This window comes from Streptomyces sp. E11-3, assembly GCF_046540415.1.
Taxonomy (GTDB): Bacteria; Actinomycetota; Actinomycetes; order Streptomycetales; family Streptomycetaceae; genus Streptomyces.
The window spans coordinates 614554-628610 of the sequence record NZ_JAZGRL010000003.1; the positions used below are offsets into that span (position 1 = coordinate 614554).

Here is a 14057-nt window from a genome sequence, read left to right on the forward strand (position 1 = left end):
CCCGCGGCGCGCCGGAGCGGCACGGCTGCGGCGGCTGGGCGCGGAGGTCGTCAAGTTCGCCGTCGTCGGCGGCAGCGGGGTCGGCGTCAACTTCCTCGTCTTCAACCTGCTGCTGCACGGCCTCGGCCTGGGGCCGATGACGTCCACCGTCGCCGCCAGCTGTGTCGCCATCGGCACCAACTACCTCGGATTCCGGTTCTTCGCCTACCGGGACCGGTCCACGCGCACCAAGCGGCAGATCGCGCTCTTCTTCGCCTTCAGCGGGATCGGCGTGGCCGTGGAGAGCGGGCTGTTCTACGCCGCGTACCACGGTCTGGGCATGGACGGCCCGCTCGGCTCGAACGTCGCCAAGGCGCTTGCCATCCTGCTCGCCTCCGCGTTCCGCTTCCTGGTCTACCGGACCTGGGTCTTCCCGCATGACACGGCTCGTCGCTGAGCCGGCCGCCGACCGGCAGCCCCCGCCCGCGCCCCCGGAGCCGGCCGCGGACTCCACGCCCGCGCGTGCGGTGGCCCGCTCGGCGGTCCTGCTGCTGACCGTGCTGCTGCTCCTGGTGATCGTGCGGCTGCCCTGGATCGGCGACCTCGGGATGCACGCGGCGACCATCGAACGGCTCCGCTCCGACCTGCTGGACCCCGGCAACCCGATGGTCGACGCGGACACCGTGAGCCCGTACTACTCGCCGTGGATGCTGCTGCTCGGCGCCGTCGCCAAGACGACTGGCCTTGGCACCTTCATCGTGCTGCGCCTCGCGGCGCTGGTCGGCCTGGCGCTGCTGCTCAGCGGCATCTGGCACTTCACCCGTACGCTCAGCACCCGCCGGGCCGCGCCCGAACTGGCGGTGCTCTGTGTGCTGCTGCTGTGGGGTCCGCGGCTCTTCGAGTGGAGCGGCTTCCTCGGCCTTGGCTCGCTCGCGCTGGTCGTCGCGTACCCGAGTACCTTCGCCCTGGCGCTCTCCTTCCACTTCTGGGCGCTCCTGCGCAAGGCCCTGCGGGCGACCGCCTCCTGGCCGGTCTTCCTCAGCCTCGGGGTGCTGTGGGCGGTGATCCTGCTCAGCCACCAGTTCTCGGGGGTCGTGGCGACGCTCGGGGCGCTGGGTGTGCTGCTCGCCGCGCGGCCCTGGCCGGGGCGGGGGACCTGGTGGCGGCTCGGCGGCGGTCTGGCGCTCGGCGTCGCGCTGCTCGCGGCGTGGCCGTACTACGCGTTCTTCCCGCTGCTCACGGTCGGCGGCCTGGAGGAGATCCACCGCCCGCTCTACCACGACCTGCTGCCGCACTTCGGGTTCGCGCTGATCGGTGTGGCCGCGCTGGCCCTGCGGTGGCGGCGGGACCGGCGCGATCCGCTGGTGGTCTTCTTCGCCCTGGGCGCCCTGATGGTCGCGGCCGGCGGCTTCACCGGCCACTGGTCCTGGGGCCGCGCTCTGCCCGCGGTGCTCATCCCCGCGCAGCTGGCCGCCGCGCTCGCGATGGTCGACGGCGGCGGCAGGCTGGTCCGCAACGCCTTCGCCGCGGTCACCGGCGTCGCACTGCTGGCCGGCGCCTGGACCCAGGCCGGGACGCTCGGCTACGTCGTACGAGGAGACGTACTGGCCACGTCCGTACGGGAGAAGGTCCGCCAGCCCTGGCAGGGATACCACTGGATCACCCACTGGGTGCCGTACGGCGACACGGTCATGGCCGAGGGCCGTGCCGCGCGGATGCTCCCGGCGTACGGCCCCTACACCGTGGCACCGGGCTATCCGGACTTCTTCCTGCCCGACGAGCGGCAGCGCGAGGACGCGGTCCGCCGCTACTACGCGCCCGACAGCTCGCGCCAGGACCGGCTCGCGGTCCTGCACAGCTACGGGGTGCGCTGGGTACTCGCCAAGCCGGGCGACGGCGGACTGCCCGCCGACGACCCGGCGCTGCGCCTGGTGGCCGCCGGGCCCGACGGGCAGCTGCTCTACGAAGTGACGACCGGCTGAGTCCCGGTGCTTGACGACCGGTCCCGTCCCTAGCGGGCCAGCGCGGCCACCAGCTCCGCCCCTAGCGGGCCAGCGCGGCCATCAACTCCGCCCCTTTGCGCAGCCCGCCGAGGCGGTCGGCGAGTGGGCGTACCGCCTTCACCAGCGGCCCTGCGGGGGACCAGCGGACCTGGAGGCGGCCGGAGCCGCGGCCCTCGGGTTCGACGGTGACCCGGTGGGCGTGCAGGACGGCCGTCAGCGGGGTGAAGTCGAGCGGAGCGAGCAGCAGGCCGCTGTTGCGCTGGCGCTGTTCCTCCAGTTCCAGGACCGGGTGGCGTACGCCGTCGAAGCCGTACACGGGCAGGGCGGCCGCGGCCAGGTCGAGGCGGACCGTGCCCTCGAAGACGCCGGGGCGCACCGGGTCGATACGGAAGTACGCGGTGAGGCGGCGGCCCGCCGGGGCGATGTGCAGCGCGGCCCGGTGCGGGCCGACGGCGAGCTGCAGGCCCGGGTCGTAGCTGCGGATGTCCAGGTCGACGGCGGCGCCGGGCCCGGCCGCGACCCGGGTGATCTCGTGCCGGAACAGGGCGCCCGCGAACGGCCGGGTGTCCAGCGCCTCGCCGGTGAGGTCGAGTTCGCGGCGGCCCTGGTCGGTTTCCGGCAGCCGGTCGCCCCAGTAGACGCGGCCGTCGGAGTCGGTGACCGTGTCGCGCGGGGCGACGCCGTGGCCCATGCCGCGGGCGGCGAGCGCGGCCTCTGTGAGCCGGTCCTCGCGCAGCAGGGCGAGGGTCACGCGCTCGGAGCGGGGCAGCCGGGCGTAGGCGCCGGGGGAGAGTTCGGCGAGGTACGGGTTGACCGTGTCGGCGAACTCCCGCAGCCAGTCCTCGTCCCGGAACGGCAGGTCGCCCGCGTACATCCGGAAGTCGTGCTTCAGGAACTTGTAGTCCTTGTCCTCGCGGATCGCGGTGTGCCCGCCGTCGGTGAGGAAGGCGTCGATCAGCTTCTGGACGTGGATACGGTCCCGGACGTTGGCGATCTTGTGCCGCTGGTTGGAGATGGAGGCGGCGTCGGCGGCCGCGTACGGCTCGATGTACCAGCGGTAGACCGGCTCCGGCACGATGGTGAAGGCCTCGGCCAGGCAGTACGCCTGCGCCGAGAACAGCTGGTCCTCGTAGTGGATGCCCTCCGGGAAACGCAGCGCGTGCCGGTCCAGGAACGCGCGGGAGTACATCTTGCTGGTCGACAGGTGCTCGAACAGCAGGCGTGGTTCGGCCTCGATGCCCGGTACCGTGCGCCGCTCGGCGACCAGGTCGGGCATCCAGGTGGAGCGGGCGCCGGTGTCGACGCGGACCCGTTCGACCTGGCCCATGGCGAAGTCGATGCGCTCTTCGCGGTGGGCGGCGAGGAGCAGTTCGCAGGCGCCCGCGGGGAGTTCGTCGTCGCTGTCGAGGAACATCAGATACGGGGCGCGCGCGAGGTCCATGGCGCGGTTGCGTGGGGCGCTGCAGCCGCCGCTGTTCTCCGGGAGCCGCAGGTAGCGGATGCGCGCGTCCTCGGCCGCCAGCGCCCTCGCCACCTCGGGGGTGCGGTCGCTGGAGTGGTCGTCGCTGATGATGATCTCGATGTTGCGGTGGGTCTGGCGGCGCAGTGAGGCCACTGCGCGCGGCAGCCGCTCGGCGTCGTTGAAGACGATCACGGTGACGGTGACGTCGGGCGGGGTGACATCGGGCGCGTTGACTGTCGGATCGGGCGTCGTGGTGCTCATCGGCGGGCGGCCTCTTCCGGGGTCGGTGCGGGCGTACGGTCGTCGACCGGCACGATCGGCGGCAGGTCGGCCGTGCGCTCGCCGAGGAAGGCGTGGCGCACCACGCGCTCGGCGGCGTGCCCGTCGTCGAACTCGCAGAAGCGGCGGCGGAAGGCGCCGCGCAGCTTGGCCGCCGTCTCGTCGCGCCAGGCACCCGAGGTGAAGATCCCGGTCAGTTCTTGCTGATCGCGGGCGACCTGGCCGGGCGCCTCGGACAGCAGGTCGAAGTAGACGCCGCGGGCCTTGACGTACATCTCCCAGTCGTCGGCGTAGATGACGATCGGGCGGTCCAGGTTGGCGTAGTCGAACCTCCCAGTCGTCGGCGTAGATGACGATCGGGCGGTCCAGGTTGGCGTAGTCGAACATCCCAGTCGTCGGCGTAGATGACGATCGGGCGGTCCAGGTTGGCGTAGTCGAACATGATCGACGAGTAGTCCGTGACCAGCGCGTCGGCGGCGAGTTGGAGGTCCTCGACCGGGTCGTACGCGGAGACGTCGATAACGCGTCCGCTGCGGCGCAGCCGGGTCAGCGGCGAGGCGGCGCCGCCGTAGAAGTAGTGGCCGCGCACCAGCAGCACGGTGTCCTCGCCGAGGTCGGCGCTGAGCCTTGCGAGGTCCAGGCGCGGGGTCCAGCCCGCCTCGTAGTCGCGGTGGGTCGGCGCGTACAGGATCGCCGTCCTGCCGGGGGCGATGCCGAGCCGTTCGCGTACGGCGAGGATGTGGTCGGCGTCGGCGCGGTGGAAGACGTCGTTGCGTGGATAGCCGTAGTCGAGCGGGGTGTAGTGCGAGGGGTAGGCGCGCTCCCACATGCGGGTGGAGTGGCTGTTCGCGGAGAGGCTGTAGTCCCAGTTGTCGACACGGGCCAGCAGCGCGCGGAAGTTGAGTCCCTTGGCGGCGGCGGGGAACTCGCGCTGGTCCAGGCCCATGCGCTTGAGCGGGGTCCCGTGGTGGGTCTGGACGAAGACCTGGTCGGGGCGCTTGACCAGGAAGCCCGGGAAGTTGACGTTGTTGACCAGGAACTTGGCCCGGCCCAGCACCTCCAGATAGCGGGGGGTGCCCGGAATGACGTGGTCCGTGCCGGGCGGCAGCAGCGCGGCCCGGTCCCGGCTCACCACCCACACCGGGTGTACCTGCGGCGCGAGTTCACGCAGCTTCGCGGCGATCGCGGCGGGATTGCAGGCGACGCCGCGGTCCCAGTACGCGGAGAAGACCGCCAGGTCCGGGTCGACAGGGCGGGACAGGGCTCTGCGGTAGCGGTGGTCGCGGACCTTGGCGCTCAGTTTGCGCTTCCTGGCGGCGAGCGTGGACTGCACCGCGCGGCGCTTGCCGTTGGCGGCCTGCAGCGCCTTGTACCGGGTGAACTGGTCGTGCTCAAGCAGGCTGTGGCGTACGCCGTCGAGTCCTTCGGGCCGCTGGTAGCCGTCGGGACGGAAGCGGTTGGCGTGCTCGGACGCGCGGTGGAAGTACTCGGGCGCGAGGTCGGCGGGCAGTTGCCCCGGCCTGGCGATGACGCGCAGATAGTCGCCGACCATCTGCTCGTACAGCGCGGTACGCAGTCCTGGTGGCGCCTGGCGGGCCGCGGCCAGCTCATGCAGTCGCGCGTACGCGGCGAAGGGCGCGAAGTGCTCTTCGGGGCTGGGCGGCGGGAGGCTGGCGCGGCGCAGCCGACGGTCGGTCAGAGCGACCTGGTCCAGGCAGGCGATGCGGTCGGCGAGCAGCAGCGTGGCGTACGCGGTGTAGAGCGCGTCGCCCGCGGTGAGCAGTTCGGCGTGTGCGCGCAGGAAGTCGGCGCGCAGGACGCGGTTGCCGAGCAGCGGTGCGAGCTCCAGCAGCACCGGGCAGTCGGCCAGGGCGAAGACGGCACGGCCGGGCTGGGCCAGCACCTTGGTGTCGAGGCTGGGGCGGGCGGGGTCCCACCAGTAGGCCCGTACGTGGTCGAAGACCAGGACGTCGGGGGCCCCGGCGCCCTGCTCCGGTGCGCCGGGTGTCTCCGTGTGCTCGTCCAGCCGCTGGGCGATGGCCGCCGTGGCGCCCGCGGGGAGGCTGTCCTTGGCGTCCAGGAAGTGCAGCCAGTCGCCGGTGGCGGCGTCCGCGCCCGCGCGGCGGGTGGCTGCCGGGGTGGTGTCGTCGGGCAGCGGCAGCGCGGTGAAGCGCGGGTCGCTCGCGGTGTGGGACTCGGCGAGGGCGCGGGAGCTGTCGCCCGTGACGGCGACGATCACCTGCAGGTCGCCGTAGGACTGGTCGGCGACGCTTCGCAGGCACTCGCGCAGATGGCCCTGGATGTCGCGGCCGGACACGATCACGCTGAGCTTGGGCATGGGGCAGGGCGCTCCTTCGTCGTCATATCCGTCTTTTCAGTCTATAAGGCACCTTTGGTCAGTCAGAGGAGAAATGTCCGCATTGGGTTGCGCGAGTGGGGGGTGGCTCAGGTCATGTGTCGGTGTGTCAGTCGCGGGCGGCCTCGGGATGGAGGCGGACCCAGCCCGCCCACGCCGAGGTGATCATGTCGCGCATGTCGTGCTTCGCCTTCCAGCCCAGCTCCGCCGTGATGCGGTCCGCGGCGGCGACCACCTTCGCCGGGTCGCCGGGGCGGCGCTCGGTGACCTTGGGGGCGATGTGGTGGCCGGTGACCTCGCCGATCAGGTCGACCAGCTCGCGGACCGAGACGCCTTCGCCACGGCCGATGTTGACCGTCAGGTCGTGGCCCGGCGTCGCGGCGAGCTTGCGGGCCGCGGCCACATGGGCGTCGGCGAGGTCGCTCACATGGATGTAGTCGCGTACGCAGGTGCCGTCCGGGGTCGGGTAGTCGTCGCCGAAGATCCGGGGCGCGGCGCCCTCGGTGAGCTTCTCGAAGACCATGGGCACGATGTTGAAGACGCCGGTGTCGGCCAGTTCCGGGGACGCTGCGCCCGCGACGTTGAAGTACCGCAGCGACGCGGTGGCGATGCCGTGTGCCTTGCCGACCGCGCGGACCAGCCACTCGCCCGCGAGCTTGGTCTCGCCGTACGGGCTCATCGGCGCGCACGGGGTGTCCTCGGTGACCAGGCCCGATTCGGTGTACGGCATGCCGTAGACCGCGGCCGACGAGGAGAAGACGAAGGACGGGACCCCGCCGGCGACGACCGCGGCGAGCAGGGTCCTGAGGCCCTCGACGTTCTCGTGGTAGTAGCGCAGCGGCAGTTCGACGGACTCGCCGACCTGCTTCTTCGCCGCGAGGTGGACGACGCCGGTGATCTGGTGCTCGGCGATCGCGCGGTCCAGGCGCTCCCGGTCCAGGATCGAACCCCGGACCAGCGGCACGTCGGCGGGGATGCGCTCGGCGATGCCGGTGGACACGTCGTCGTAGACGACCGTCGGCTCGCCGGCCTCGGTCATGGCGCGGACGACGTGCGCCCCGATGTAGCCGGCACCGCCGGTGATCAGCCAGGTCATGGTCACCCTGTTCCGTCGTGTCTGGGTCTGCTGTGGTCGCTCTGTCGGCGGACCGGTCTCCCGCCGTTCAACGTGTGGTGCCGCCGAGGGGTTCCGGCTTCACCCCGTGCCCAGCAGTCTCCTCGCTCTGCGCCGCAGCACTCCCACGACCCCCCGCATTCCGGGGGCGAGGCGCACCGCGAGGTTCCCCGAGTTGGTCGCGTACGGATGGACGAGCAGGGCGCCGTGGTGCAGGTTCGGCAGGGCGCGGCGGCGCAGCAGACCGGGTCCCGGCACCGCGCGCGCCGTGCTGTCGCGCACCGTACCGTCCGCGAACCGCAGCTTCAGGCGCAGGTGCCAGGCGCCGGATGTGAGGGCGCCGAGGTCGAGTGGCACCTGGGCGGTCCAGGTGGCGTCCGGCCCCGTCGGTGTATCCGGTGTGCTCGGTGTGCTCGTTGTGTTCTGTGTGTTCGGTTCTGTCGGCGCGGCGGACCAGGTCGCCGTGCTCCGCAGCCCCGGGTGCCCCCCGTGGCGTGCCTGGAGCTCGATATCGACCGTGGTGGGCCCCGCGGCCGCCACCCGCCCGTACAGCTCGTGCAGCCTCAGGGTCAGTACGGACGTACGCGTGCGTGGCCGCAGTTCCGCGTCGACCGCGAGGGGCAGCAGCCGCATCGGGCGTACCAGCAGATGCTCCAGGGTGACCTCGGGGAGCGCGTCGGACCAGATCGGGGTGCCGTCGGCGGCCCGCGCGTACGGCGGCAGCAGCCGGGCCGGGCGGGCGGCGAGCTGCTTCAGCCGGGGCAGGTCGACCGGCTCCGGTGAGGCGAGCAGCACCTGGCCGATCGTCCGGCCCGGTGCGGGGGCCCGATCCAGGTCGGCCGTGTCGAAGGTCTCCAGGTACGCGCGCGTGAGGCTCCACCACTCGCGCTGGTAATCCGGGCCGTGCGCGTCCAGTTCGCGCAGGTACATCCGCAGGCAGTGCTCCAGGAACTTGGCGGACGCCGCGCTGGCCAGCTGTTTCTCCCCGGCGTCCCGAAGGATCTCCACCGCCTGGCGGTGCGCGTCCATCCGGGCGCGCCAGTTGTCGATGCCGGACCGGTCGAGCGAGAGGGACAGCCGGGCGGCCGAGCGGCGGACGTGCCAGACGTAGACCGGGTTGGCGATCAGCGCGATCCGCGGGGCGGCGGCGAGGACGCGCGCGGTGAAGACGAAGTCCTCGTAGACGACCGGGCCGTCGGGGAAGCGGATCGCGTGGCGGCGCAGGAAGTCGGTCCGGTAGAGCTTGTTGACGCAGAGCGTGTCGTACACGAGCCGGGGCCGGTCGGCGGGCCGCCGCACGATCGCGGGCCTGTCGTACAGCTCCGGTTGCCAGGGCACTTCGCGCCCGGACGGCAGCTCACGGCGTACGCACAGTCCGGAGGTGACCTCGGTGGCGTGCTCGGTGGCGGCGGTGAGCAGCGCGTCGACCGCGCCGGGCGGCAGGATGTCGTCGCTGTCCAGGAACATCAGATACGGCGCCGAGCCGGCGTCGATGCCGTCGTTGCGCGGGGTGCCGCAGCCGCCGCTGTTCACGCCGCGGGCGACGACCCTGAGCCGCGGATGGGCGGCCGCCAGCTGCCGCAGGAGCTCGGGGCTGCCGTCGGTCGAGCAGTCGTCGACGGCGATCACCTCGCTGACGGCCGGGCCCTGGGTGAGCGCCGAATGCACCGCTTCGGCCACATGGGCCGCGTCGTTGTAGCCGATGACGACGACACACACCTGGGGCCGCTGAGGCGGGACGGTCTCCATAAGTCGGAATATTAGCCGTCAGATGTTCTTATCCCCATAAAGACGTCAGAATAAGGGCTAATCGGGCACTCCGACGCGTGCCAGGACATCTCCGGTCCGCGGTCCCCAGGCCACTACGACCGCCTCTTCGGGCACCCGCTGCGAGCGGTCGAGTAGCACCCAGCGGACGTGGTAGCGGCGGACGATCGCGTCCCGCTCCGCGCGCGTGGAGGTGGGTTCCAGATACGCCGTCACATCGCGTTTGCGCCGCTGGCGCTCGCGCTCGTCGAGCGAGGCGTCGGGCCAGGCGGGGGCGACCAGGTTGGGCCCGTATCCGGCGATCGTGCGCAGATGGCGGTAGTTGCCGGTCAGGACGACCTCGCCGGGGCCGATGTGCCGGGCGGCCCAGCCGTACTCGTCCCAGCGCGGCGGCTGGTCGAAGCCGATCGGGTCGAGCGAGCGGGGCACCACCGCCCCGGCGTGCGCGCTGAAGAACCCCAGGCACACCGCCCCGGCGGCCACCGGTGCCAGCACGCGTTGGCTCGGCGGCCAGGGGCGCGGCCGCGCCAACTCGATGGCCAGGGCGAACTGCAGCGGCACCAGGGTGAGGCCCAGGATGCGCCCGTAGGTGTAGTGGCCGCTGAACCAGCCGTACGCCACGACCAGGCACTCCATGGCGAACATCAGCACCAGCGGGTCGCGCCGGGAGCGCCGCAGCCGCAGCCACAGGGCGGGTAGCGCGATGAGGGCCAGCCAGTAGCGCTCGGCCATGCCGAAGTAGAGCTGCCGGTGCAGCGAGTCCACGCTGGAGTCGCCGACGAGCGAGAAGACGCTGAAGTACGGCCAGGACGCGGCCAGTACCACCGCGACCGCGCCGGTCAGCGCCCACCGGGCCAACGCGCGCGGCCGCAGGTCGCGCTGCAGGCCGACCACGAGGGCCACCGCGCCGATCACCGCGGCCACCGAGGTGATCGGGTGGGCGAGCAGCACCAGGGCGCACAGGACGCCGAGCCCCGCGTACGCCCACAGGGTGCCGCCGTCGCGCGCGAGGCGGCCGGTCAGCGCCCAGATCCAGAAGGCGACACCGATGGCGAAGGTGCTCGGGTAGTTCAGATGCCCGGCCATCGACATCAGCCCGAGGTACCCGCTCCACCAGGCGGTCTGGGTGCCCCACAGGAGCACCATGAACACCAGGGCGAACACCGGCGCCCACGCGCGCGTGGAGAGGATTCTGACGAACCGCCCGATGCCGGTCAGCAGGATCAGCAGATTGACCGTGCCGCTCAGCTTGACGACCTGCCAGCCCGCGAGCCCGGTGGCCTTGGCGAACAGCGCCTGGGCGACGGCGTACGGCGAGTAGTAGGCGCTGCCGTCGCCCGGCAGGTCGGCCGTCGGGTGGGCGGGGTTCAGCAGGTCGGCCTTGAGCCGCTCCACGACGGCGGCGTGCTGCCCGAAGTCGCAGCACATCGGCAGCCGCCAGGCGGCCGCGGTCAGCACGACCCAGAACAGGGTGCCGAATACCAGGTAGGGACTGGGACGCAGCGAGCGGCGACCGCCGAGCAGGGCGGTCGCGCCGCGCGGTCCGGGGCGCTGAGCGGTGTGTGTGCTCACCGGAGCGCCCCACGGAAGCAGAGGGAGAACCCGCGCACGGTGTCACCGTAGTGCTCCGAGCCGACGGTGGGGAACAGCACGATGGCGGACAACGGCACGACGGCGGGCAACGGCACGATGGCGGGCCTTTCGCGCGGCGGAGACGGGGCGCACCGCGAGCGAGCGGCGCGCGTACACGTCTCGTCTAACCGCTCCGCCGGGGTTCCTACCCGGACTCGCCCGAACGGATGGCGCCCGCGGGTGCCGGGACCACGGAACCCGGGACGCCGCACGGCGCCGGGCGGCGGTCGGCCAGCGGCAGCACGGGCGGCAGGCCCGCCCGCTCGCCCAGGAACACATGGCGTACGACGCGTTCGGCGGCCCGCCCGTCGTCGTACGGGCAGAACCGCTCCCGGAACGCGGCCCGCAGCTGCGCCGAGCGCGAGCCGCGCCAGTGCCCGGTCGCGAAGATGTCGATCAGCTCGTCCTGGCTGCGGGCGACCGCGCCCGGCGGGAAGGCCCGCAGGTCGAAGTAGGTGCCGCGGGCGGCCTCGTACGCCTCCCAGTCGTCGGCGTAGATGACGATCGGGCGGTCCAGGTTGGCGTAGTCGAACCTCCCAGTCGTCGGCGTAGATGACGATCGGGCGGTCCAGGTTGGCGTAGTCGAACATCCCAGTCGTCGGCGTAGATGACGATCGGGCGGTCCAGGTTGGCGTAGTCGAACATCAGCGAGGAGTAGTCCGTGACCAGGGCGTCGCTGGCCAGGCAGAGGGACTCCACACTCGGGTGGTCCGAGACGTCGAGCAGCCCCGCCGCGGCCTCGCTCACCAGCGGGGCGCCGTAGGTGTGGTGGGCGCGGGCGAGGATCGTGAAGCGCGGCCCCAGGGAGCGCCGCAGCCGCTCCAGGTCCAGGGTCCTGTGCTGGTCGCGGCGGTAGTCGCGGTGGGTCGGCGCGTACAGGACGGCGATCGAGCCCTCGGGGACGCCGAGCACCTCGCGCAGGTAGGCCACCTCCTCGGCGTGGGCGCTCTGGAAGCGGTCGTTGCGCGGATAGCCGTACGGGAGCGTGGTGTAGCCGGAGGGGAAGACCCGCTCCCAGGTGAGCGTGGAGTGGCGGTTGGCCGACAGGACGTAGTCCCACCGGTCGACGCCCGCGAGAAGGCGGCCGAAGTCCGTGTCGCGGGCGGCGGCCGGGCGGCCCTGGAGATCGAGGCCCATGCGCTTGAGCGGGGTGCCGTGCTGGGTCTGGACCAGCACCTGGCCCGGGCGCTTGACCAGCCGGTGGTCGAAGTCGACGTTGTTGACGAGGTACTTGGCGCGGGCGAGCACCGTCCAGTACGCGGCGGAGCCGGGGGTGATGCGCCGGGTGGCCGTCGGGATCGTGTGCTGGTGGGCGGGGTCGGCGATCCAGGCGGTGCGTACGCGCGGGACCAGTTCGCGGACCTTCTCCTCGATGGCACCCGGGTTGCAGCCGTGGCCGCGGCCGTCGTACGCGGCGAACACCGCGTAGGAGTCGCGTACGGGAAGGCGCAGCTGGATGCGGTAGTGAATCCGGAGCAGGGCGGCGCGGACCCCGCGGAACGCGGCCCTGGCGCGGCCGCGCAGCCGGTCCTTCAGCCGTCGCGCGGTCCACAGGGCCCGGTACGTGCGGTGGGCACCCAGACGTACGAGGGTGTGGCGCGGCCGGTCGCGCCAGGGCAGCCGGGGGCCGGGGGCGCGGTAGCGGCGGTAGTGGGCGCGGGCGCGCTTGAGGAACTCGCCGCGCGGCAGGCGGTCTGCCGAGGTGAACAGTGAGCAGTAGTGGTCGACCATCTGACGGAAGACGACCGGGCGCCAGCGCGCCAGCTCCGGGCGCGCTTCGAGGAAGGCGAAGACCCGCTCGTACTGGTCGAAGAGGTCGAAGAGGTCGGTGCGCTGCTCGCTGACGGTGCTCGCGATGGCGCCCCGGCGCCGCTGCCGGTGGTGCACACAGACCCGGTCGAGCGTGGCGATCGTCTCGGCCGCCAGCAGCGCCGGGTAGGTCCAGGGGCCGTGCTCGTACGAGCCGGGCGGGAAGGTGAGGCCTTCGCGCTCGATGAACTCGCGGCGGTAGGCCTGGTGGCGGACCAGCGGCAGCACCCTCAGCAGGCCCGGCCGGTCGGTCAGCGGGAAGGGCGCCGGGCCCTCTTCGGTGAGCTGGCCCGCGTACGGGTCGCGTACCGCGTTGCCCGTCCAGTGCACGCGCGCGTGGCCGCAGGCGAGGACGTCGGGGCCGCCGGACTCCTTGAGGCGGTCCGCGATGGCGTACAGGGAGCCCGGTGTGAGGACGTCGTCGGCGTCCAGGAACAGCAGATAGTCGCCGCGGGCCTGGGCGAGCCCGGCGTTCCTGGCCCGGCCCGGGCCCACGTTCTCCTTGAGGTGCACGGGCCTGACCCGGGGGTCGGCGGCCGCGTACTCGTCGATCAGCTCACCGGACGCGTCCGGTGAGCAGTCGTCGACCGCGATCAACTCCAGGTCCGTGAAGGACTGCTGGAGCACCGAATCCAGGGCTTCGGGCAGCTGTGCCTGCGCCTGGTGCACGGGGACGATGACACTGAACCGGGGCAAGATGCATCCATGGGTCGACACGGGCATATATCCCCGTGGAAACCGCCCTGGTGGTGTGTTGGTTACGCCCCACTTCGCCTACTTCACCGCGCCCGCCATCACCCCCGAGACGAACTGCCGCTGGAAGGCGAAGAACACGATCAGCGGGACCACCATCGAGATGAACGCGCCGGGGCCCAGGATGTCGATGTTGTTGCCGAACTGCCGTACCTGGGTCTGCAGGGCGACCGTGATCGGCTGGTTCTCCGGCTTGGCGAAGACCAGCGCGACCAGCATGTCGTTCCACACCCACAGGAACTGGAAGATGCCGAGCGCCGCGATCGCGGGTCCGCCGAGCGGCAGCACGACCCGCGCGAACAGGCGCAGTTCACCGGCGCCGTCCAGACGTGCGGCCTCCAGAAGCTCGCGCGGGATCTCCGCGAAGAAGTTGCGCAGCAGGAAGATCGCGAAGGGCAGTCCGAAGGCCACATGGAACAGGACCACGCCCATGACCGAGCCGAAGATGCCGATGTCGCCGAAGAGCCCGGCGATCGGCACCAGTGCCACCTGGACCGGCACCACGAGCAGTCCGACGACGGCCAGGAACCACCAGTCCCGGCCCGGGAACTCCATCCAGGCGAAGGCGTAGCCCGCGAGTGCGCCGATCACCACCACCAGGACCGTCGCCGGCACGGTGATCAGCACCGTGTTCAGCAGGGAGTCCGTGATGGCCTCGTTCTCCAGGAGGTTCTGGTAGCTGTCGACGGTGAGCTGCGAGGGCTCGGTGAACACCTTCCACCAGCCGCTCGCGCCGATGTCCTCGGGGGAGCGCAGGGAGGACAGCAGCAGCCCGAAGGTCGGCATCAGCCAGAACAGGCCCACCAGGATCAGGAAGAGCCGCAGCACACCGCCGCCGGTGCGGGTGGCGATTCGGGCGGCGAGTGTGCGGGCGGTGGGCGTGAGGGTGGGGGCGGGCGTGGT

Annotated in this window: 9 protein-coding genes and 2 pseudogenes; 2 read left to right on the top strand and 9 right to left on the bottom strand. The window is 72.0% G+C overall.

Annotated features, from left to right (window positions below):
- Window positions 1–25: 25 nt before the first annotated feature.
- Window positions 26–436, top strand: coding sequence for a GtrA family protein (locus tag U9R90_RS32285; protein WP_411060996.1), 411 nt, complete (start codon window positions 26–28; stop codon window positions 434–436).
- A complete protein-coding gene (locus tag U9R90_RS32290) occupies window positions 417–1961 on the top strand; it encodes a hypothetical protein (RefSeq protein WP_411060591.1) in 1545 nt (514 codons plus the stop codon). The genes U9R90_RS32285 and U9R90_RS32290 overlap by 20 nt, the downstream gene beginning before the upstream one ends.
- A 61-nt stretch (window positions 1962–2022) precedes the next feature.
- Here the strand turns inward: U9R90_RS32290 and U9R90_RS32295 are convergent, their stop codons facing one another.
- From U9R90_RS32295 to U9R90_RS32335, 9 genes and pseudogenes are all read right to left on the bottom strand, one after another.
- Window positions 2023–3705: a glycosyltransferase family 2 protein gene (locus U9R90_RS32295; protein ID WP_411060593.1), complete on the bottom strand. Its 1683-nt coding sequence runs from the start codon at window positions 3703–3705 to the stop codon at window positions 2023–2025.
- Window positions 3702–3998, bottom strand: coding sequence for a CDP-glycerol glycerophosphotransferase family protein (locus tag U9R90_RS32300; RefSeq protein ID WP_411060594.1), 297 nt, complete (start codon window positions 3996–3998; stop codon window positions 3702–3704). The genes U9R90_RS32295 and U9R90_RS32300 overlap by 4 nt, the downstream gene beginning before the upstream one ends.
- On the bottom strand, window positions 3917–6061 hold the full coding sequence (locus U9R90_RS32305) for a CDP-glycerol glycerophosphotransferase family protein (RefSeq protein ID WP_411060596.1): 2145 nt from the start codon (window positions 6059–6061) through the stop codon (window positions 3917–3919). The genes U9R90_RS32300 and U9R90_RS32305 overlap by 82 nt, the downstream gene beginning before the upstream one ends.
- Before the next feature lie 127 nt (window positions 6062–6188).
- Complete coding sequence (gene galE, locus U9R90_RS32310; RefSeq protein WP_411060598.1) at window positions 6189–7175, bottom strand: UDP-glucose 4-epimerase GalE; 987 nt, start codon at window positions 7173–7175, stop codon at window positions 6189–6191.
- Window positions 7176–7274: 99 nt separating this feature from the next.
- Complete coding sequence (locus U9R90_RS32315; RefSeq protein WP_411060600.1) at window positions 7275–8942, bottom strand: glycosyltransferase family 2 protein; 1668 nt, start codon at window positions 8940–8942, stop codon at window positions 7275–7277.
- A gap of 57 nt (window positions 8943–8999) precedes the next feature.
- Window positions 9000–10532 carry a hypothetical protein gene (locus U9R90_RS32320; RefSeq protein ID WP_411060602.1) on the bottom strand — a complete coding sequence of 511 codons (1533 nt, stop codon included), beginning with the start codon at window positions 10530–10532 and terminating at the stop codon, window positions 9000–9002.
- A 205-nt stretch (window positions 10533–10737) separates the two neighbouring features.
- Window positions 10738–11109: pseudogene (locus U9R90_RS32325) on the bottom strand (CDP-glycerol glycerophosphotransferase family protein); the annotation flags it as partial.
- An 86-nt stretch (window positions 11110–11195) separates the two neighbouring features.
- Window positions 11196–13097, bottom strand: a pseudogene (locus U9R90_RS32330) (CDP-glycerol glycerophosphotransferase family protein); the annotation flags it as partial.
- A 78-nt stretch (window positions 13098–13175) separates the two neighbouring features.
- Window positions 13176–14006: a carbohydrate ABC transporter permease gene (locus tag U9R90_RS32335; RefSeq protein ID WP_411060998.1), complete on the bottom strand. Its 831-nt coding sequence runs from the start codon at window positions 14004–14006 to the stop codon at window positions 13176–13178.
- Between the last annotated feature and the right edge of the window lie 51 nt (window positions 14007–14057).